Annotated in this window: 20 protein-coding genes; 5 read left to right on the top strand and 15 right to left on the bottom strand. The window is 38.7% G+C overall.

Annotated features, from left to right (window positions below; genetic code table 11):
* The first annotated feature begins 236 nt into the window (after positions 1-236).
* From FCR06_RS01185 to FCR06_RS01200, 4 genes are all read left to right on the top strand, one after another.
* Complete coding sequence (locus FCR06_RS01185; RefSeq protein WP_138497030.1) at positions 237-437, top strand: hypothetical protein; 201 nt, start codon at positions 237-239, stop codon at positions 435-437.
* Positions 438-959: 522 nt separating this feature from the next.
* On the top strand, positions 960-1,712 hold the full coding sequence (locus tag FCR06_RS01190; protein WP_138497031.1) for a Mut7-C RNAse domain-containing protein: 753 nt from the start codon (positions 960-962) through the stop codon (positions 1,710-1,712).
* A gap of 337 nt (positions 1,713-2,049) precedes the next feature.
* Entirely contained in the window at positions 2,050-3,012 is a 963-nt protein-coding gene (locus tag FCR06_RS01195) for an ROK family protein (RefSeq protein ID WP_138497032.1), read from the top strand.
* A gap of 47 nt (positions 3,013-3,059) precedes the next feature.
* Positions 3,060-3,701 (top strand): HAD-IA family hydrolase, encoded by a 642-nt coding sequence (locus tag FCR06_RS01200; RefSeq protein ID WP_138497033.1) that lies wholly within the window; start codon positions 3,060-3,062, stop codon positions 3,699-3,701.
* Positions 3,702-3,789: 88 nt separating this feature from the next.
* Here the strand turns inward: FCR06_RS01200 and proB are convergent, their stop codons facing one another.
* The 14 genes from proB to FCR06_RS01265 form a co-directional block, all read right to left on the bottom strand.
* Positions 3,790-4,899, bottom strand: a complete 1,110-nt coding sequence (gene proB, locus FCR06_RS01205; protein ID WP_138497034.1) for a glutamate 5-kinase — start codon at positions 4,897-4,899, stop codon at positions 3,790-3,792.
* A gap of 100 nt (positions 4,900-4,999) precedes the next feature.
* Positions 5,000-7,969: an ABC transporter substrate-binding protein gene (locus tag FCR06_RS01210; RefSeq protein ID WP_138497035.1), complete on the bottom strand. Its 2,970-nt coding sequence runs from the start codon at positions 7,967-7,969 to the stop codon at positions 5,000-5,002.
* A gap of 50 nt (positions 7,970-8,019) precedes the next feature.
* Positions 8,020-11,037 carry an ABC transporter substrate-binding protein gene (locus FCR06_RS01215; protein WP_138497036.1) on the bottom strand — a complete coding sequence of 1,006 codons (3,018 nt, stop codon included), beginning with the start codon at positions 11,035-11,037 and terminating at the stop codon, positions 8,020-8,022.
* A 14-nt stretch (positions 11,038-11,051) separates the two neighbouring features.
* Positions 11,052-12,338: an ATP-binding protein gene (locus tag FCR06_RS01220; RefSeq protein ID WP_138497037.1), complete on the bottom strand. Its 1,287-nt coding sequence runs from the start codon at positions 12,336-12,338 to the stop codon at positions 11,052-11,054.
* Between the two features lie 393 nt (positions 12,339-12,731).
* Positions 12,732-13,271, bottom strand: coding sequence for a YqeG family HAD IIIA-type phosphatase (locus tag FCR06_RS01225; protein WP_138497038.1), 540 nt, complete (start codon positions 13,269-13,271; stop codon positions 12,732-12,734).
* 54 nt (positions 13,272-13,325) lie between these two features.
* Positions 13,326-13,616 carry a hypothetical protein gene (locus tag FCR06_RS33280; protein WP_223280000.1) on the bottom strand — a complete coding sequence of 97 codons (291 nt, stop codon included), beginning with the start codon at positions 13,614-13,616 and terminating at the stop codon, positions 13,326-13,328.
* An 80-nt stretch (positions 13,617-13,696) separates the two neighbouring features.
* The gene (locus FCR06_RS33285) at positions 13,697-13,957 is read right to left on the bottom strand and encodes a hypothetical protein (protein WP_223280001.1); all 261 of its coding nucleotides are present in this window, start codon (positions 13,955-13,957) and stop codon (positions 13,697-13,699) included.
* A 161-nt stretch (positions 13,958-14,118) separates the two neighbouring features.
* Positions 14,119-14,691 (bottom strand): DUF3727 domain-containing protein, encoded by a 573-nt coding sequence (locus tag FCR06_RS01235; protein ID WP_138497039.1) that lies wholly within the window; start codon positions 14,689-14,691, stop codon positions 14,119-14,121.
* A gap of 119 nt (positions 14,692-14,810) precedes the next feature.
* On the bottom strand, positions 14,811-15,287 hold the full coding sequence (gene ruvX / locus FCR06_RS01240) for a Holliday junction resolvase RuvX (protein WP_138497040.1): 477 nt from the start codon (positions 15,285-15,287) through the stop codon (positions 14,811-14,813).
* A complete protein-coding gene (locus FCR06_RS01245; RefSeq protein WP_138497041.1) occupies positions 15,288-16,541 on the bottom strand; it encodes a GNAT family N-acetyltransferase in 1,254 nt (417 codons plus the stop codon).
* Between the two features lie 205 nt (positions 16,542-16,746).
* Positions 16,747-16,953, bottom strand: coding sequence for a hypothetical protein (locus FCR06_RS01250; RefSeq protein WP_138497042.1), 207 nt, complete (start codon positions 16,951-16,953; stop codon positions 16,747-16,749).
* Positions 16,954-17,215: 262 nt separating this feature from the next.
* Positions 17,216-17,701 (bottom strand): hypothetical protein, encoded by a 486-nt coding sequence (locus FCR06_RS01255; protein WP_138497043.1) that lies wholly within the window; start codon positions 17,699-17,701, stop codon positions 17,216-17,218.
* A gap of 141 nt (positions 17,702-17,842) precedes the next feature.
* Positions 17,843-20,002 carry a pentapeptide repeat-containing protein gene (locus FCR06_RS01260; protein WP_138497044.1) on the bottom strand — a complete coding sequence of 720 codons (2,160 nt, stop codon included), beginning with the start codon at positions 20,000-20,002 and terminating at the stop codon, positions 17,843-17,845.
* 55 nt (positions 20,003-20,057) lie between these two features.
* Positions 20,058-20,402 carry a hypothetical protein gene (locus tag FCR06_RS01265; RefSeq protein WP_138497045.1) on the bottom strand — a complete coding sequence of 115 codons (345 nt, stop codon included), beginning with the start codon at positions 20,400-20,402 and terminating at the stop codon, positions 20,058-20,060.
* A 414-nt stretch (positions 20,403-20,816) separates the two neighbouring features.
* On the opposite strand from FCR06_RS01265, the gene FCR06_RS01270 reads away from it, so the two are divergent.
* Positions 20,817-21,248, top strand: coding sequence for a hypothetical protein (locus FCR06_RS01270; RefSeq protein ID WP_138497046.1), 432 nt, complete (start codon positions 20,817-20,819; stop codon positions 21,246-21,248).
* Between the two features lie 189 nt (positions 21,249-21,437).
* Here FCR06_RS01270 and FCR06_RS01275 read toward each other — a convergent pair whose 3' ends face one another.
* Positions 21,438-21,806, bottom strand: a complete 369-nt coding sequence (locus tag FCR06_RS01275; protein WP_138497047.1) for a hypothetical protein — start codon at positions 21,804-21,806, stop codon at positions 21,438-21,440.
* Positions 21,807-21,955 lie beyond the last annotated feature (149 nt).

Here is a 21,955-nt window from a genome sequence, read left to right on the forward strand (position 1 = left end):
TTCTAACATTATTATTGATTAATGTCTTGCCATTTAGTTAATTCTCCATAAGAAAGATAAAACGCTGTCAAAAGATATTTTTCTCTAAGAGCGATGTTAATTTTGTATCTAGTTTTATTATTATTTGGTATTTCATAAATTTTCCCTTACTGATACATTTTAATCTATCTTTCCATACATATATTGCAAAATGTTCTCAATTGAATGAGAAAAATAAAGATAGTTAGGTTTGAGGGATGATTTTGTTAGTTTTGTGGCATAGACAGAAGTTAATAGCAAGCAAGCTGATTTACAATGCTCGCGTCATCCTCAAAAAGGTGCTACGTCTTACCCGTCAGTTGTATTCCAAAGCGGGCGAAATGCCTACCCTACAAGAATCATCCCTAGATTCAACGGTAAATGCTTTAGTACGCTGTACTCGATGGGCGATATGTTAACGATTGAGATTAGTGACTGATTATTTAGCACCATCACTAATTTCAGCGTTAACAAACCTAGTGTTTACTTTGTTACCTAATTTAATACAGCGGGCGTGGAAATAAACAGACCATGCCCTGCGGTCAGCTACTTCCTGTCTCCAAAATAGCCCGCCAAAAATACAATTGTTTTGACACTTCGACTTTGCTCAGTGTAAACCTTTGACTTTTGAGTGCGTGACTTATAAGGCAATAGTACTAACTTCCTGAAAATTACATCAGGGTTTGATTTCAGATAGCTGCCTTGACTGTAACTGAAGTCAATAAGAAATGCAAGTATTTGATAATCTTTATATTATCTTTACAACTTTTCATCTCCAAGAAGTTAGTTAAATTAAGGTAAATAGGGAATTCATGGTAAACAGGTTTTACAAGAGCAAGAATAGATCCTTTTCAAATAATAGAGAATTATTTGCAATTGTATCAACTGCGCTCAGCCTGGCTACCAACTGTAACTAATGACTAATCCAAAGATTTATGATTATGGCGATCGCATACTTATACTTTCACGCAGAATTGAATCATTTTTTACCACGGCAGCAAAAGGAAGTGAGAATTTCCCATTATTTTGAGGAGAGAGCCTCAATTAAAGATATGATCGAGTCATTGGGCGTTCCTCATCCAGAAATTGATTTTATAAAAGTTAATGATGAATATGTAGATTTTTCTTACATTGTTGCAGACGAAGATATTATTAATGTTTATCCGATTTCTAGTAGGAGTGATATAACACCAAGTGTTTCTGTATCACCAAAATCCCTGAGTATTATTCGTTTTGTTTTAGATATTCATTTAGGCAAACTAGCAACATCTCTACGACTTTTAGGCTTTGATACTTTATACCGCAATGACTACGAGGATGAGGAATTAGCAAAGATATCTGACAACCAAGCACGAATTCTTTTAACTCGTGATAAGGGTTTATTAATGCGTAGTTTGGTAACGCATGGGTATTATGTGAGAAATACTAACCCTGACAAACAAATCCTAGAAGTATTGCAACGCTTCGACCTATTTAAATTAGTTTCACCATTTCAAAGGTGTTTGCGCTGCAATGGATTATTAGAACCTGTAGATAAACAATCGATTGTTGAACAAGTGCCAGAAAAGGTGCGAGTGCAGATTGATGAATTTCAACGCTGCCAAGATTGCGATCGCATTTATTGGAAAGGTTCGCATTATGAACGCTTGCAACAGTTTATCAATGGGGTACTTGACTCAAAAACAGGTGAATAGATTAGTAATTATCATCTTCTGGATTGACAACTACTCTACCTGGAACATTGGCAATTATTATTTGTGGCTCCCTTTGATTTTCTTTGCTTTCCTCTTGGCTATTAAAATCATCTTTACTAACTTATTCTGGTTTAATCAGTGCTGTTTGTTTATCAAGCTCAAGAGAGCGAGGAGATTTTTTGGCGTCAGAGAAATCAATGAGTGGATTTGGTTGCTCAGTAGTCATCAGTTGCTAAATAATAGTGTAGTTTCTTCTAGTGTTAAATGTATCTTGAGGGCAAACATCTTTTTTGAGAGAGAAACTACGTTGTGTAATGGTTTAAGAAGAGAATAGACAATGACATTAATCTTAGCTCTCGATTTTGGCGGAACTAAATTAGCGGCTGCATTAGTAAATATTGGCTCAAGAAAGTGGTTGCGCTATGAACGCCGCTTTTCACCAGCGAATGCAGATGCTAGCACTGACTTGGAAATTATGCGATCGCTGATTTACTCTTTAGTAAAAGATACAAAAGTGAGTGCCATCGGTGTTAGCTTTGGCGGCCCTGTAGATGCTTCCACGGGGATAGTGCGACTATCCCATCATGTCGCTGGATGGGAAAATATTCCGCTCAAAGACTTGTTAGAGGAGGAGTTTGGTGTGGGTGTTGGTGTAGATAACGATGCTAACATTGCGGCTTTGGGCGAACATCGCTTTGGTGCAGGACAGGGTTACGATAGCTTATTTTATATAACTGTCAGCACTGGTGTGGGTGGTGGTTGGATACTCAACGGCCAGCCTTGGCGGGGTGTGGGTGGAATGGCTGGTGAAATTGGACATATAGTTGTAGATCCTGCTGGGCCAGTATGTTTATGTGGGAAGCGGGGATGTGTGGAACGTTTGGCTTCGGGGCCTTATATGGCACAGAATGCTAKGGAAGTTTTAGAAAATCAACCCCACAGAGGTGGAGAGGTCTTAAGGGGTTTTGTGGAAAATGATTTAACGTTACTGACGGGACAGTTGGTAAGTGAGGCGGCAGCCTGTGGAGATGATGTGGCTAAGCAAGTTTTGTACAAGGCTGCTTGGGCGCTGGGTGTGGGTATTGGAAATGTGGCGAATTTGATGAATCCGCAGCGCTTCGTGTTGGGGGGTGGCGTGACAAAGGCGGGCGAGGATTTTTGGCGGGTGGTGCGACAGGTGGCGCGGGAGACAGCTTTACCGGAAGTTGATTTTGAAATTGTACCAGCGGCATTGGGTGATGATGCGCCGTTGTGGGGGGCGGTGGCGATCGCTTCTATAATGAGCATCTCGGATTTGTAAAAAATTTATGGTAATACTGGTACTCAAGCTATGTACGGAGTGTATAAGTGCAAACAGAACTGGTAATTTTTGATTGTGATGGGGTATTGGTAGATAGCGAGACATTGGGCAATCGTATTCTTGTCGAATTTGTTGCAGAGTTCGGACTAGTACTCGGACTTAAAGAAGCCATTTTGTTATTTAAGGGTTGCAAAATGGCTGATTGTATTGCGGTTATTGAGCAAAGGCTGGGAGAAAACCTGCCACAAGATTTTGTGACTCAGTTTCGTGCCCGCACTGCTAAAGCATTCGAGCGCGAACTGCTTCCTGTCAACGGCATAGAAGCGGCTCTAGACAAAATAAACTTACCTATTTGTGTGGCTTCCAGTGGTCCCCCGGAAAAAATTAAGTTAGCTTTGGGTGTCACTAATCTGCTACCGCGATTTGAAGGGCGCATCTTTAGTTCTTATGAAATCGGCAGCTGGAAACCAGCACCAGACTTGTTCTTACATGCAGCTAAAAATATGGGGTTTGAAGCTTCATTTTGCACTGTTGTAGAAGATAGCATTTTGGGTGTGCGTGCCGGTGTTGCTGCTGGGATGAGAGTTTTAGGTTACAGCAATCAAAGTGAGGCTACTTTACTCGAAGCATGTGGAGCGCGTGTTTTTCACTCCATGTATCAACTGCCTTCTTTGTTATCACATTCTTAAAAAGTTCTTCTGGTAAGTTGAGAGAATTTTCTAACGTTTGAGTCATAATATTTTTTACTCTCTCAGTTAATACTCACTTATTTCTATCCTAAGTCAAAACCAAATTATCCCGATGAATCACAGTTTCCGCACCGGCGTAGCCTAAAATTGTGGAAATTTCCCGTGAATGATGTCCGCGAATTTTTTGCAGTTCATCGTTGTTATAATTCACAAGTCCTCTGGCAATTTCATTACCGTTGATATCACACAATTGCACAGCATCTTGTGTGTCAAACTCTCCTTCTACTGTTTTAATTCCAGTTGCTAATAACGATTTTCCTGCTAAAGAAATTGCGGCGATCGCACCTTCATCTAAATACAATTTTCCCGCAGGTACAAGTCCGTAAGCTATCCAACGTTTACGCGCAGAAGTTGGTTCTGGTTGCGGTTCAAAATGCGTCCCAATCGAGTCTCCTTGGAGAATTTTTTCTATATTGTGAGGAAATCGTCCTTGGGTAATTACAGTCCGCACTCCAGCGGCGATCGCGATCCTCGCAGCAGAAATTTTTGTTACCATACCGCCGGTGCCCCATTGAGAACCTTGGCAACCTGTTTGTATTTGTAATTGAGCTAATTCTTTAATGCTACTAACTAAAGCGATCGGCCGGGCATCTGGCACAGAACGCGGATCGGCCGAGTATAAGCGATCGACATCGGTGAGCAAAAATAGCCAATCAGCTTGTACTAAGCTAGCAACCAATGCTGAAAGGGTATCATTATCGCCAAATTTTAGTTCCTCTACTGCTACGGTATCATTTTCATTGACTATGGGAATTACTCCTAGTCCTAATAATTCTTGAAAAGTATTGTATACATTTAGATAGCGGCTGCGCTGTACCAAATCGCTGCGAGTCAATAATACTTGAGCGATCGCTTGTTGTAAAGTATTAAATAAATCATCGTATATACGGATTAACCTGCCTTGTCCAACTGCTGCTACAGCTTGTTTGAGGGCGATCGCTTTCGGACGTTCGGTTAAACCCAACCGCGCACAACCCACCCCTACAGCCCCAGAAGAAACTAAAATCACCCGATGTCCCTGGCGTCTTAAATGACAGAGTGTCTCCGCCAAGGTGGCGATGGTAGAAAGTGCTAATTGTCCCGTTTCTGGTTGAGTAAGGCTAGAAGTACCGATTTTGACAACAATCGTTAGTGACATCAAAAAAGTTAAGAGTTACGAGTCCTTAAATTTTAGATTTTAGAACTAAGATTTTTTATTTAATCCAAAATCCCAAATCTAAAATTTTTATCATAACTCACTATGGTACTGCAACATACTTCCCATCTTTTATCTGTAATAAAATTGGCTCACTTTGCCGCTCTCCCTCAGAATTAAATTTAAGTGGATAGCCTGAAGTTTCTTTAATCAAAAAATTGTCTTTTTCCAATCTTCCGAGAATTATTGTTCGATTAGAATTAATAGATAAAGCTTGAATAAAAGCTTGCATAGCATCGTAACTAGTTGCTGTTCGCCAACTCACTTCTTCTCCCCATAGATTTTTGGCTTTCTGGGCGAATTTTATTGCTTGCGGCGCTTCGTTATACCAAGGAACAATTACAATTAAACCTTCTACTGCATTTCCACCTTGACTTAAAATATCATTGCTATAAAGTGTGTCTCCAGCTAAAAGCTTTAGCCCAGGTCTGTTTATATTTTGAGATTTGAATCTATCAACTATATCCTGATTTTCCTTAGCAATCTTGAGAGCAATATTTATATGTCTGGTATCTGGAATTAATACAGCTGCTTCTGCTTTGTCTCTATAAATACTTCTATAAACTTCTGAATCCATATTTAGTGAGGTATCAGCCAAATTAATTTGTGGTTTGTGCAGCACCTCGCCTCCCACGATTTCATAAGTCTTTGTAAATTCCTCTCTGATGCTCTGACTGTATGAACTCTCAGGATTAGAAAAAATCACTACTTTTATTAACTTTTGAGCAAACGCATATTTCGCTAATTGTTTTCCTCCAGCAGCATCGGAAGGTAAACTCCTAAAAAAATTCTTACCCTGTAATTGTGTACTAGTGGTCGTTGGAGAAATAATCGCCAGATCTATTTTGTTATACTCTTCTAAGGCTGCTTTTGTAGATTCAGAACTGTAATGACCAATGACTCCTAAAATAGAATCATCTTTTATCAACTGAGCAGCTACTTGTTTGGCTTGTTTCAGTTGTCCTCCATCGTTAGCAATTTTAATTTGCAGTAATCTACTATTTAAACCATTTTTTTGATTAAACTCTTGCTGTGCCTGTGCTACACCGCGCAATATTTCTTGAGCAATGCTAGAGTTGTTATCTGCGGGGACAGCTACTGCTAATGTAAAAGGATTTCCTTTTTGGTTAGCACGAGCATTGTTATAGTAAATTAATACTTCTGGGTCTGTGCGATCACTTTGTACTGCTTGTTCAAATAATTTAACGGCAACTGGATAATTACGGTTTTTAAAACTTTGAATACCTTGGTCACGATAGGGATTATTTATTATAGGAAAAAAGGTGCGATCACCACTACTTAAATTAACTCTTGGATTCTCTACACAGAAAACACCTAATACTTTATTTTCACTTGCCAAACATGGTGTTGACAAACGGCTAATTCCTAGACCTGCAATGCTAGAAATTGCCATTGATCCTGCTATAGTAATGACATAAATCCTTTTGGATAACCTCCATTTGGCTGGAAAATAGTATCTTGTCTTTGAGATCCTTTGATACTTTTCTTCTTTTTCGGAAATTTCAATCTCTCGTTTTTTATCTTTTGCAGAAAACCTTAATGGCTCTATGTCTAATATTTTGCTAACTAAATCCTTTGCCTCTTCCCAACGATGTTGTTGCTTCAATTTATCTACATATTTTTCAATAGCTTGTAAAAATCCTTCTTTACTGATAGAATCTGCTCTATCAGCCTGAACGTAAAGTTCTAAAGCTGTCTTATAATCTTCTTGGTAAAAGTATCCTTCAGACCAAACCAATGCTGAATTGAAAGTACTATAATTTTCTGTCCAATTTTGATTATAATTAGCTAGGCTATTCTGTTTTTTTTTCTCTACAGGTAAATATTTTTTAGCTTCAGGATTTGTACCAATATCTTCTTGATTAAATTTTTGTAACTCTTTAATTTCTTGTCGTAATGGATGACGTTGTAGCAACCAACGACGTACTAATTCAATTTTGATTCTGTCACCTGTTTTATCCAAAAAATTATAGTCTACAAGCTCTTTAACTGCTTGCTCTATAATTTCTATTTTTACTTTTCCGTATGTTTGAAGTAATTTTAATGGACTGTCTGGAGCTGTTTGAAATTTATCAAGGGCTATCTTTTGAAACTCTGCAACGGCAGAAAATACAACTTTTTCTGGAATAGTCAGTCCTTCCCAAAACCATGCTAGTCCTGCTTCTGCATTCTCAATTGCTTTATCAACAATATTATCTATATCTTCTAGGTTAATATCCCATTTATCTAATTCCCTAGCTCTGACAAAAATAGCAAAGCAGATGACTTGAATAAAATAAGGATGTCCTGCTGATAGTTCAATAATGGCTTGAACTGCTTTTGGTTCATATTCTAAAATTCCCTCAGCAGGCTCGGTAATTAGCTGTATAGCACTATTTTCATTTAAAAACTCGATTTCACAGGTAGAAGCACCCTTAAAATCATTGAGCAAATTTGGCATATTTGTTGATTGTCTACCTGCAAACATAATCAAAAATAGTTTTTCTTCTACTTCAATTATTGAATTCAAATAGGTCAAAAATTGCTCCAATAGTAATGCAGAAGCTTCATCCATTAATGCTTCAAACTCATCTAGTAAAAAAACTATTTTTTTACCATCTAATTGCTCGTAAACTTTATTCAAAAATTTACTATAAAAGATATATTCGTCTTTTTCTAAATCTACAATACTAGGTGGCTTTATCTTTTCTGCATTTAGTTGCAGAGTATTAATGATTTCTTTAGATAATTCTGCTAATATTTTATATAGATTTTCACCATAATAATCTTCTAAATTGAAAGCAATAAAAACAAAGTCTTCTAATTGAACAAATTTTGGAATATTACGAATAATAGATGACTTACCGATACGTCTTTGACCATGCAGCAAAGTTACTTTTATACCTTGACTTAGATTATCTTTAATAAAATCAAACAAACCTTGTCGTMCAAAAAGTAGTTTTGGTTCATCGATTGGACGACCAATTATATAAGGGTTTCTCCGAAATACCATAAAATTAACCGTAGATTAATAGGGAATGATATAATCTATTTTACGCTCGTTTATTTTGACTGTAACATAGCCCACTTTCCACCTTGGATTTGAACTAAAACTGGCTCTGTTTGTCGTTCTCCTTGGGAATCAAATTGAAGTGGATCTCCAGATGTATTATCTGGAGAAATATTAACAATTTTTAGTTTTTCGATAACTGTTACGCGAGTAGAATTAGCAGACAAAGCTTGAATAAAAGCTTGCGTAGCATCGTAGCTAGTTGCTGTTCGCCAGCTCACTCCTCCTCCCCATTGCTTGAATGCTCTTTGAGCATAGGTTTGTGCTTGTGGTGCTTCGCGAAACCAAGGAACAACTGTAATTAAACCTTCTACTGCATTTGTACCTTCACTTAAGGTTTCATCGCTATAAAGAATATCTCCAGCTAAAAGCTTCAGTCCTACTTTAGCTCCATTTTGAGATTGGGATTGATTAACTAGTTCCTGGTTTGCTCTAGCAACTTTGAGAGCAGCATCTGCACGTAGCGCATCTGGAATCAAGATAGCTGCTTGTGCTTTATATTGATAAATACTTTTGTAAACTTCTGCATTTACATCTAATGAAGTATCAGCTAAGTTAATAAGTGGTTTGTGAACCAGCTTACCCCCCATATTTTCAAATTGATGTTGAAATTCTTCTCGCATGCTATTACTGTATGAACTCTCAGGATTCGAGAAAATCACTACATTTCTTAAATTCAAGTTCTTAAAAGCATATTGGGCTAATTTTTTTCCCCCAGCAGCATCAGAAGGTAAACTTCTAAAAAAATTCCTACCCTGTAATTGTGTACTAGTACTGCTTGGAGAGATAATCGGAATATCGATTTTGTTATATTCTTGCAGGGCTGCTTTGGTAGATTCAGAACTATAGTGGCCAATAATTCCTAAGATTGAATTGTCTTTGCTTAACTCGGCAGCTACTTCTTTAGCTTGTTCTGGTTGACCTGCATCGTTGGCAATTTTAATTTCTAGCAATCGACCATTTAAGCCATTTTTATTATTAAACTCTTGCTGTGCTTGTGATACACCGCGTAATATCTCTTGAGCAAAGTTAGTATTATTATCTGCTGGAATAGCTACTGCCAATGTAAAATAATTTCCCTTGTCATAGGCTAAGGCATTATTATAGTAAATAAAAACTTCTGGATCGTTGCGCTTAGCTGCTATAGCTTGTTGAAATAACTTAATTGATTGTTTATAATCTTGTTTTTTAAAGGCTTGAATTCCTTGGTCACGAGCAATATTTTTAATTTTAGGAAAAAAAGTGCGATCGCCATTACTAACTATTTTCTTATCTTTTATACAAAAAAGACCAAACTCTTTCTCTTGACCAGGAGAACATTCAGATAAAAACTGAGAAATAACATAACTTAAACCTACAGTTCCCAAAACTAAAACTGTTGTTACTGTTAATGTTGTTCTAAAATTTCTAATTACAAATCTTAGCTTTTCCTGTATATGTTCATTTAAAAAATTATTTTTATCTGGTAAGATAGTTTTAGAATTATTCTCATAAATTTCTATTTCTAAAATTCTTTGCTTAGCTGATTTTTTGTTAAGTTCAATTTCTAAGATTTTGTTGTATTGTTTTTTCGCTAATTTGTATTCTTTTTCAATTGTTAAATGATGTCCATATTCTGAAAGCGCATCTAAATATCCTTCTTTGTAATATTGAGAATCAATTTTAAAAAGTTCTTGATGAAGTTCTAAAGATTTAAAAAAATTGTTTGCTTGTAAATATTGTTCAGCCAAAGACCCTTTAATATTAAGATTATTAGGATCTCTTTCTAGAGCCTGTTCATAATGCTGTATTGCTAAATTGTATTTTTTCTGTTCAGACCAAAAAATTGCTATTGTGATTAAGTTATTAACAATATCTTCAAGATTTTGATTTTTTTGTGTTTCTGATTCCTGAATTTTTAAACCTTGGATTTCGTTTTGTAGTGAATGACATTGTAGTAACCAACGACGGATTAATTCCACTGTGACTTTGCGTCCGTCATCAGATAAATAACGGTTTTTAATTAATCTTTCCCATGCATCAGATAGCTGTTCTGTCTGATTTATGTCATTTTTTGCAAGCAAATCTAATGGTTCTTCTGGAGTTCTTCTTCTTTGCTCAATAGCTATTTTTTGAGCCTCTGCCACAGTTGACATAATAATTCTTTCTTCAACGGTTAGTACATCCCAAAAACCCTGCAAAAAAGAATCAGCTTTTTCAATTGCTTTTTCTAAAATAAATTTTACATCAGCACGTTCAATGTTCCATCTATCATTTTCTCTTGCTTGTTCAAAAAGAGCAGAGCAAATAACTTGAGTAAAACATGGGTGCCCTGCTGAGAGTTCTATAATTTTCTCTATTGCTTCTGGTTGGTATTGCAAAACTCGTTTAGCAGGATTCTGAATCATTCGTTTAGCACTAGTATTATCTAGTAAACCAATTTCTTGGTGTGGCGCACCTTTAAATAACCTTTGCAAGTTGGGTAAATCATGAAGATATCTCCCAATTACTGGGATAACAAATAAATTTACTTGTACATCATTTATAAGTCTTGCTAAATATGGAAAAAAATCATTATTGACAACATCGAATTCATCAAGTAATAATACTATATTTTTATCTCCTATCCTCTGATAAACTTGTGGGATAAATTCATCAAAAAATAAATTTAGTTTTCGCTCAAATTCTATCTTTTTTGGTAATACCAACTCATCTTCATCTCTACTAAAAGCATCATTTATTTTTAGAGCTAAATCATAAATAATATCACTCAGACTTAAACTACCTTTATCTTGCAGATCAAATTGAATAAAAACAAATTTGTCAAGCTGAATAAAATTGGGAATCTGTTTAAGTACAGAAGATTTTCCAATACGTCTTTGGCCATGCAACAATATGACTTTTACACCTTGACTTAAATTATCTTCAATAAAGAGGAATAGACTTTCACGACCAAAAAACTTCTTGCTTTCATGTACATGTATTGGTCGACCAATAATGTAAGGGTTGTTCTTATAATTTCCTTGATTCATATTACTTGCTCATGCTAATTACCTGGTAAGCTCAATCCTTTTGGTAAAGCAGCTACTAACTTACCAAACCACTCTATAATTTTGGGAATTTTATCTTGATTCTTTGATAACCATTTAACAGCTGTAGTAAATTTGTTCATTTGTTGGCGACTCATCAAATTAAAAAAAACTTTTTCTTGTGCTTGCAACCACTTATCATCTGTTTGCCAAAGTTGTTGAATTACCCAACGCTCCATTGTTGATGAAGTGAAAGAGTAAACATTTTTCTCTTCATGAACAGTGTGAGTCACTACACCTTGTTCTTCTAGTTTGATTAGCTCTGCTTCTCTTTGGCTAAAAATTAATTCAATACCACTGACATCAAATTGTTTTTGTTTATGCAGGCGACCTTTTAACGCAGAAAGAGCCATGAGCATCAGTAAAGTTTGTTCTACTTCACTACACCTTTGCCAAATATTGTCAAAAATCTGTTGCGTTACACTTTCAAACTCATTAACAAATTTATCTACATTTGGCGCATTTGCAGTCAGTAAATCTCTGTGGAGTAAAAAACCAGATATTTGTAGTAAAGATGGGTGTCCGCCTGTAATTTCTTTAATTGCTTCCCGTAACTCTGGTACTCTTAATATCTTAAATATATCGTCAATTTCCAGGTTATTAAATGTTTTAAGTCGTAAAAATAGATAATGGTTGTACCACGGAGAAGCATTCGGATTGAGCTTTGGGCCTAGTTCATTGAGACGCTTTAGCGAAGTAACAATCATCGACATGTGTTGTCCTTCTGCAGAGTGAACAGCTAAATTACGGCACTCACTCAAAAACTTTTGCATCGCATCTTCATCGTATTCCTGGTTCGTCTCGAGTGCTACATGAAAGTCATCTATCAGCAACACTAGATATTTATCTTGTACTTTCAGCTTTCGCAATATCTGTCGCAGGCTATCTTTAGTTGGCTTTCCTACTTGCAAGATTGCATCAATTTCACCCTCCAATGCTGCTAATTTATCTTTGACAAGACTTAGTATTTCTCCCCAAAAATCCGAGGGAGTGAAAGGAGTAATATTCTCGCAACTAAAACGAACAATTACAGCTTGAGATGAGTCCATTCCGTGGTCTTCCCAAGCTTGGGGTGATTCTAATTTCTGCAAAAACGAGGTTTTCCCCATCCCTGGTCCCCCCCAAATCGCTAGGTGGCTGCGATTATAAATTTGATCGAAGGCTGCCGCAATTTCTGATGTTCGCCCAGCGAAATGCTCTGGAGGTACTGGTTTTCCCACAAGAAAAGAATTTTGTTGTAACATTATTTAATAAGTATTTAAGTAAAATTAAGTAATATAGTATCACTTTTATGTAGCATTATGAAATACTTTTCACAGTTAATGTAATATACTTTTAACAAGGACTGGGGAAGGTTTTTCTAACATGTAAAATTTAATTTCCAATAACTCCAGTTCACACAAGTCGGGAGACCCGCCCATGCAACTGGCTCCTCAATGCCCCATACTTAATCCCCAATTTGTAAAGCGCCAGTCCTTCTATAAGTGAAGGCTGACGCTTTACGAGTTTATATTTATTTAGTATTCGCTAGAGTCTTTTTTAGCTGACTCCATATTATTAATACCTATGATCCCCGATTTTTGGATTCCAGTAAGATTCCTTAATTATTTCTTTAGATTTACTTTCCTGATGATTTCTCAAGTTTTGTGAATTTTGTTTTTCTTGGGCGTAATAGAGGCTCCGAGTATTTCAGATACCCAAACTTCAAAATTTCGCACAGGATGAGAGCGGAGTGCGGCCTCTGGATGAATAATCGGTTCAACCAAAATGGTAAACATTCCCAAGCGATTACCTGCTAAAACATCGGTAAACAAGCGATCGCCTACCATCCCTACTTGATGCACAGGTAAATTCATTGCTTGCAGTGCGGCTCTAATTTTACGTCGGGAAGGTTTAGCTGCACCCAAATAGTAAGGTAAGTTGAGCGATCGCGCAATTCCACCAATTCGCGCTTCACTCAAATTATTGCTCACCAAGCACAATGCAGTACAACCACGTATTTCCTTTACCCACGTTTGTAGTTCTGGGGAAGCTATTCCTACTCTAAAGGGTACCAAAGTTTCGTCTACATCCAATACCAGCCCCTTGAGACCAGACTGTTGGATAATATCTGGTGTCAGGTTTAACACTGAACCTTCTAAAATTAAGTCAGGCTGTAAAAGATTGTTCCAGGTCATAGTCAACAGGCAAATATAAATAGCTCTAGAGAAACGAGCATAACCCAATACAGTTTAGTTAGTCGAACTCAATCCTGGAATATCTCCATGAACACTTTCAGATAAAATACCTAAAATTTTATCTATCTCTTTAGTATAATAATTATTCAAATCAATAAATATCTCGTTTTCTACTAACTTCAAAAACTTGCAAATATCTCCCGTTCTTACCGCACCATCAATTTTTTTAATTTCATTTCCTTTTTGTTGATTAGATAATTGTGCTGCTAACATTGCTGCGGTACATTGATCCCATCCACCTTTAAGATTTTCATTTTTTGCTTCGATAATAATTACCACAGGCACATTAATTATTAGTTGTTTAGAAAGACTGATAATAAAGTCACAATAACCATTCAGACTTTTTTCTGTATTCTACATTAAAGTCAATTTACAAAAAATAAACTAATTGGATAACTAGCTCTACGTCTTACCTCCAATAATATTGGTCTAGTAATCACTTTTAAACTAGCTTTTTCATTATTAATTGCTAAAGCCAGTTCTGTGGTTTCTTCTAAAGTATTCGTGAGTTGATCGCTTTGTAGAGGTTCTACATTGGCACACAAATCAGTTTCTTCATCAATACCGATGCTGAATGACTTTTTAAATTTACTTAATAAAAACTTGCTATAAGCCAGTTTTAGCACTTCATAGCAATTTTGTATTTTAGATTGCCAACGCCTAATACCCTATTTTTCAGGCAGGTGTAATGTTTTATTGCTTCTATATTTAATGGAGCATAGCAAAATATTTGGGTAATCCCAATCAAAAAATTCAAAATGTTAATTTTAAATTTTATTTTTGCATCTTATTCTACTTCATTAAAAAGGTGTTCCTCTAACAAAGGCTGTACTTTGCGAAACTCTTCTGGAGAAAGTAATTCGGGTTCACCTGTTTTCGCTATTCTTGCAAAAAATAATAGTGGATCCAGGGGTGTATAAATTGCATACTCCTGGTGTTCATCATAGAAGCTAGCGAGTAGCTGTAATTGCTCTGGCTCTAAATCTGCTTCTTCGTCTTCAATTTCTAAAGTAAAAAGTTCTGATTCTTCAACTGGCGGTAAATCACCTGCAACTGTCAGAGCATAAGCTGTATTCTTCAATGTTAAGTTTTGCTCAGATAGTACAGCTTGGGCAGTGCTAAAAATTTGCTCAATAATGCTGTCATCTTCTACAAGAACTGCTTCTTCCTCCTCATCTTCACCTTGCCAAGAAAAAATTTCGACAGGTGAGTCTACAGGAAGAAGTAAAACATATTCTTGCCCATCTACCTCCAGGGAATGCTCTATATAACATTCGAGCGATCGCCCTTTGTCATCGGTCAAAGTGATGGAACCCTCATGAGCGTTATCATTTTCTTCAGGAAATGGAGAGAAAGACATGGCCAAATGTATAACTTTAATAAATACCAGCAAGTTCGTAAATCGTTTAACTATCAAATAGCTTTACACGTAGATCCAAATGCTGGGTAATCGTTTTCAGAATATCATGTTAAAAGGTATCAATACTCAATAGCCGCCACTGAAGTGCGGGAATTAGTACGCCTAGTATCGAGCCATTGTTGCAAAATCAAAGAGGCTGCCTTGCGGTCAATCAAACCTTTATGGCGTGATGGAGAGCGATTTTCAGCAATTAACAGTTGTTCTGCTTGAAATGAAGTTAATCGTTCATCAACATATTCCACAGGCAAATTCAGCGCTTTGGCAAGTCTTTTAGCAAACTTTTGAACTTGACGTGCCTGAAATCCTATTGAGCCATCCATTGAATAAGGTAAACCTATAACCAGGATTTGCACCTGGCGTTCATTAACTATTTGTCGGATTTGCTCGACATCCCAATCAAAAGATGCACGCTCAATTGTAACGATCCCCGTGGCAATCAAACCGGTGCGATCACACCCAGCCACACCAATCCGCTTGCGACCGAAATCTAATCCCAAAGCTGAAATAAACGGTTTTGCTTGCTGTTGGGGTATCACCTAATTCTCCTGCTGTGTATCTAGTGATTCCGGAATTGGCGATGCTTCTATGCTAGTGTTTTTTCCGGAAAAATTAATTGGTTCTGATTTGCTTGGCTGTGGTCTATCTGACGATGGCGATGGTGGTTGTACCCACGACATTCCGCCTGGTATGGGTTTGCGAGCTGGTTGTAGACCTTGTAGCATATCAGTCCACTGAATTCCTTCTAAGGAGACGAATTTTGACTCACGTAACTTGTGCCACACCGAGCGAGACATAATTAGCGTGTGTTCGATGCGTTTTGCCCCGATTCGCTCCAAATATTCTTCTCGCTCTGCCTGATAATCTGAGGAAGCTAATTGTAAGCCTTGCTGGGGAAAATCTTGGGCAATCCGAGCCAGTTGAGATAGTAATTCTGGATAAAGCCAGGTGTAAGCAGGATGAACTGTCAGCGTTGCAACGTGGGGGACTTGTCCCTTGCGGTCAAGTTGCACTTGAAAATAGCCAATCGCCGCTTTGCGTTGGGGTTCAAATACATAACCGCTCACTACTTCTGTTTTGGTTACCCATTGCTTGACAGCATCAGTTAAAACACCGAACAAACTGGTTTTAAAGTCGCGGGTATTGCGGTCAAAAACTTGACGGATCAAAGGTGGCATTGATGCTGTATCTAATTGATATAACAACTGAGCATCAGCATTGCTGACTGGCAAGAGGTTGGGCAAATCTGGCTCTGCTTGTGCCAATTCAATCAACAATTGAGGCTCGATCTCCCAATATGTCATTTCTGCCAGACGCTGAAATCCGTTTTGGCGATACAATGCCAGCGCTTCTATGTCGTTGATGTTAACTTCCAGTAGCCAAGTGCGAGCTTCCAAAATCGATTCAAAGCAATGACGCAAAAGCTGGGAGCCAATTCCTTGTTTATCGACACCGCGCTCTAATAGCACTCGATCAATCCGCCAAGTACTGCGTGTGCGATTAAAAGGTGATACTTGAATCATCCCTAGAAGTATACGCCCTTGCTCTGCTACGTAAGCACAAAGGCGATACTGTAGCGGGTTAGGAAACCAACTCAAAAATTTGAGTAATCCATACCAGCGACGCAACCATTGCATCTGGCTGATGGCAAAATCTGCTTCCTTGGGAGTAAGGGCTGCGAATGACTCTTGAGTTATGCGCTCGATTCCATCCAGATCGCGGTATTGGACTGGTCGGATGACAACGCTGAGGTTTCGGGGAAGTAATGAAGTCATTTTTATTCCAGCCGCCATTTAGCCTTAACTAACTGCTCTTTGTCAGAACTGTTGCAATCATCTTAACTACTTTCTGCTCCTGACTATTGCGCCAAAAGGGTGATTTTAGAAACTCAATACTTAAAAAAGCAGAAAAAGCAGATGTTGTGGGAATAACCATTGGTATTAACCCAACAATATCTGCCTTTATTTTATTTGAATTTTAATTAAAGTATGTATATATTTATAAGCCTTGTCGAGAAACTAGCTTTTCAAAGTGGGCTTGGGTTTGATGGAGTAGTTGCTGACGACTATCGACCAGTGTTTGCTTCAGGGGTGGAACAAGATTGCGAGCTTGCAGAGTCATGTGAAGTTGTAAGTTAGCAACATATTCACTGAAATATTGATTCATTTCATCTGCATCTGCATTCTTTAATAAATTTGATTCCATTACCACTGTGTTCTCCTGTATTAATCCTATGCTGTCTCTCCTCTTGAAAAACCTTGAGCGTCGGCAGTCGCTGCTCAAGGTTTTTGCTTGACATCATCAAAAACTATCACGTTGTTTGGACTAACTTCTTAATTTGCAATGAAGTTTAACGCTTCTTAGACATAGCGATATCTACAATGGTCACTGAGCTTGTCGTACCCCTGCTCTTAAGCAAGCTAGCAACAGCGTCTCCTACACAAGTGCGCGCTACGCTGCCAGTCTGTTAAAATCTCAAACCGATACCACCTTGCACAGAGATCGCTGTACCACCACTATCACGGTAGGCATCAAAAGCGATGATAGCGTTGCCAAAAAGCACAGTATTGCTATTTGGAATCATATAATCAATCCCCGGCTGTAAAGCAAAACTAATTTTGTCCCCCACAGGAGAAGAACCACCACCACTAGCCAACACTAATCCAGCACCTAAATAGGCATCAGCTTGCCAGTTCAGAGGGACATCGTAAGAAACTGTCGGTACAATTGCCGTATTATTACCAATTAACACTTGGGCACGCAGAGAAATTGGTGCTTCCAAAAGTTTGTAACGGCCAGCTATTACCCCACTAATTTGGACACCATCTGTAAAACCAATAGCTGGCCCAATACCGATATAACTACCATACGCTACTTGAGCTTGTGCTGGTTGAGCCAAATTCCAAACCAAGGTAGCCCCCAAAACAGAAAGCAAATATGGAACATATTTCATAACCCAATTCCTCACACCATTTTCTCAATTGTCATTGGGCATAGGGTATGGGGCACTGGGTCGGTGGAGTAATGGGGGTGAAATTCTCTCCCATATCCCCATCACCCCACCTCCTCATCTCCTCATCTCCCTGATCTCATTTTACGGGCAACGGGGATGAATGCCTCCTTGTGTACAAATATACGCTAGTTGCTTAGAATCTAAATTTTTGGCTTGAGAAAAATCAACGCCTTGAACTACGGCAGATACTGAGCCCAAATCTGGGGTTTGGACAAATTGATCGGCTGGATCTTGTTTACTAGGAGCGAGAATTGTTCCTTGAAAATTTGCTCCGGCTACATTTGCTCCCCGTAGATCTGCAAGACTGAGGTCGGCATTTTGCAAGTTAACGTTTTGCATTTGAGCAGAACGTAAAACAGCACCCGTCAGACGAGTCGCACTCAAGTTCGCATTGCTGAGATTAGCCCGATCCAAATATGCTCCTGATAAATCTGCCCCTTCCCAATCGGTATTAGTTAAGTTGGCAAAGGATAATTGTGTTCCTATGGCAGTAACGCGACCTAAACGTGCAGCGTAGAGATTGGCTTCGTTCAATTTGGCGTCACCTAAATCTGCCCCAGTTAAGCTGGCTTGTTCCAAGACTGCGTTTCGCAGATCGGCTCCTACTAGTTGGGTGCTATTGAGTTTAGCCTCATACAAACGGGCATTGGATAAGTTGGCTCTGTTGAGAGTGGCGCGACTCAAATCGGTACGGTTCATCAAAACTCGGCTGAGATTGGCATCAGTAAGATTAGCTTGCTGCAATTGAGCTTGGCTTAAATCAGCCATCACATCATCGAAAGTATCCCAACGTCCATCTTCACCCACGCTACGAAAGCGGCTAGCTTTAAAACTGGCTTGGTTCAGATTTGCAGATTTTAATTTAACTCCTGACAAATCAATGTTGTCTAGTACCAAGTTGAATGAGGAATTACCTGGAGTACTGCTTTGACCTAATTGGATGCGACTGAGATCGACACCTTCGATTTTCCCATTAGAAACAGACAGAATTTTATTGATTGTCTGCTGGTTTCTTTGTAGCCGCCCTTGCCGCAATTCTCGCTCTTGGGTTGCACTGCTGTTCAAAGACTCCAGTTCACTCACTAGAAATTGATTCTTATTTTTTAATTCGGGGATGGCTTGGGTACCGATACTTGTCAGGGCTTGTTGAATTGTATCCAAGAGGCTGGGGTTGGTTTCCTTCACCAAGAGATCTGCGAGAAATTGAATCGACTGTGGATCTTTGAGACCACCCAAGGCCAAAATTGCACTTTGGCGTTGTTCATTGGTAGCCCCAGAGTCGGGACTCAATTGTTTGACAAGTTCGAGGAACTGTTGACTGTTGATTTGCTTAGTTGCTCGCTGAGATTGTTGAATTTGGATATAAACTTGAGTACCTATTAAAGTTGCCAGCACAGCAGTCATGCTTACTAGCCCAACTCCAAACAAAGTCAGATTAGGATTTTGTTGTATGCGCCGCCACAGATGAGGTGTTTTAGTTGCGGTTGGGGCTAATTCTGCATTTCCCTGCTGCCATTCTTCTGCTTGGCGATCACTATCGTTAGTAGACTGGATTTGTTTGTTAGCAAAAAGTGAAACTGGTAAGGGGCGAGTTGCATCTATACTATAAGTATTTGCAAGTTGATCGTGCAGCGCGCGACGCCCCCCGTGACGCGACGGTAAAGCTATCCCTTCACCCAGCACCATTAACACAGCTAAAAATGTGAATAATCCTAAATTAGGAAAAGCAAAGCTGTAACGCCACAGTAGATAAGCGATGGAAATGGGTATAGTCCAACGACCAACTCCTTCTCTGATTGCAACTGCTGCCAAACCGGGTGCTGATCCTCGGTCGTTCACAACCCGCACTCCTAGCCAACGTTTGGGAATTGTGCTACCAGTTTTACCCAATAAATACAATTGCCACCATGAAAGAGTTACAGGCGCTAATATCGCGATTGTCCACAAAAAATTAGTCGGCCATGCTACGTTACGAATGCCATAGCTAACGGGCAAAGCTAATGGCCTAGCAATCGCTCTTTCCGTTGTTACTAGTACGGGATTGAGGGGCACTCGGTTGAGATCACTCCTAGAATTGGCATAGACACCAATGCCAAAGGGAATCAACCCACTAGTAACCACTAGTGTGATTTCAGCCGCCCAAGCAGCAAAACGCCTACTGGCTAGCAGCAGCGAATTAGCTTTTTCTGGTTCTTGTGACTGACCAGATTGATTACTTCTCCTCACAGTTGGTGTCGTCATCGCATAATTCCCTTTGACATTATTACTACGCCTTAATTGGCACAATTAAAATAGACTATCGCTTACGTTCAAAGCTACTAGATACAAAAAATTTGTATCCAACATACACTAACACTGCTAAAACTGCCAGACTGATTACAGATGCAACCAGTTTGAATACTGCTTGCACTATCGCCAAGCCCAATAGCACTGCTGCACCCAAAAACAAGAGCTTTTTCGCCCCTGATAAACTCCCAAACCAGATCCGAAATCGCTCTAGTTGCAAGTTTAAGTTAGCAAAACTAAACTCAGATGTCTGTTTTTGTTCTGGTGATTGGGGAACCACCTTGGGTGAGGAATTAATCTCTGCCTCTAGCTTATTGAGGCGACGCTGCAAGTCTTCTTCTCTTTGAGGGTTCATCAATTTTCCTACCTCAGCTAGGACACTTGTTCAACAACATACCAATCAAATTCTACTTTGGTGGTTGTGTTAGTGATTTTAGCTAATGTCTGTCTCGCAAGACCTTTTTCGGCAGGGAAAATTATATTTTTTCTTTTATCTTGCAACCCACTTTCTGTTATCAGTACTATAACTTGTATTTATTGTAAAAATTATAATTAGTAAAAAATCAAGAGGAAGGATTAACTTCACTACATTCGACTGATGAAGCATCTGTTTGCAGCTCTTACTTCTCCAAATTTTTCCCAACAATCCTAGATTTTAAAGTATTAAAATATACTAGCATTTGTGGAACAAAGTAGGAATCGCTGTCGTCTGTTGAATCAGAGTATACATAACTATACTGCTCTAGAAAAATCTGGAGCACTAATTAAAATGAAGGCGTTTAGTCTATTGACGATTGTTCCTACAGCTTTAGCGATTAGTTTAATTTTCACTGAGGCTAATTTAGCACAGACACCACAGATCGAAATTAACCGGAATTTGCAACCAGATCCGCTAGTTTTGAAGGGAAAGTCTGGGGGGTCTGTCAAAAGTAAATGTGGTAATATCACCACTGCACCTAATCAAATTATCCAAGTTACAGAGTCACTGCCTTACTTACGATTAACACTAGAGAGCCAAGGTCAACCAACCCTGTTAATTGACGGCCCTGGAGGAAAGTTCTGTGTACAAGCAGATAATTACTCTGGAAGCAAACCAGAACTTTCTGGTTACTGGCAAGCAGGAAAATACTCACTATACGTAGGCGAACTATCCGGGCAAGAGTATAACTACATCCTCTCAATCTCGCAACAAAAGAAATAGTCATTAATCATTTGTGCTTCGTCCTCTCGTGCAAAGTTAAGGCAGTTCGTTGGCTCTTTTCCCCCGCTTAAAGAAACTGCCGTTGAGCCACTGCGAGTAACATCAGATTGCCTCAAGTCGGCGCACCCAGCAGGAAGCCGCAGAAGCTTTTACAGACTTTGCTCTTTGTCATTTGTCAGTTACCAATGACTAATCTTCCAATGATTGGGTTGGTACTTCAATTGCCTTGACATCAATAGTGCCTGCTGGTGTCAAGCGCTGAAAATGATTCTGTACTAACAACGACTCACCACAGTTAGGACACTGTACCTGGCTATTATTTAAAGCTGTAAATTCATATCTACATACGGGACATTGGTCAGCAATCAAGTTGCGTTGCAGCCACCAACGAAAACCAAAGAAAGCCACAATAGGTGCTAACAACAGCAACCCAAAAATAATTAACAACGAATTTACTAACCAACCCAAGCCTAGTGATGCTAGCAACCAAATAACTGCTAGCAGAGTCAGCCAGGGACGGAGATTTAAAAGATTTAATTGAGATGACTTAAAGCTCATTTTTAAATGTCGTCCTGCTCTCCGCTATACAACATTTGGATAAAGTTAAACAAACTTCAACTTTGTCACACATTGCCCAGATTTCTTCCTGCTACGTTCTAGCAGTGTCGGCATTCACCACTCTACAGGTTTAAGCTCAGATAAAGCTT

This window comes from Nostoc sp. PA-18-2419 (assembly GCF_005869855.1).
GTDB lineage: Bacteria > Cyanobacteriota > Cyanobacteriia > Cyanobacteriales > Nostocaceae > Nostoc.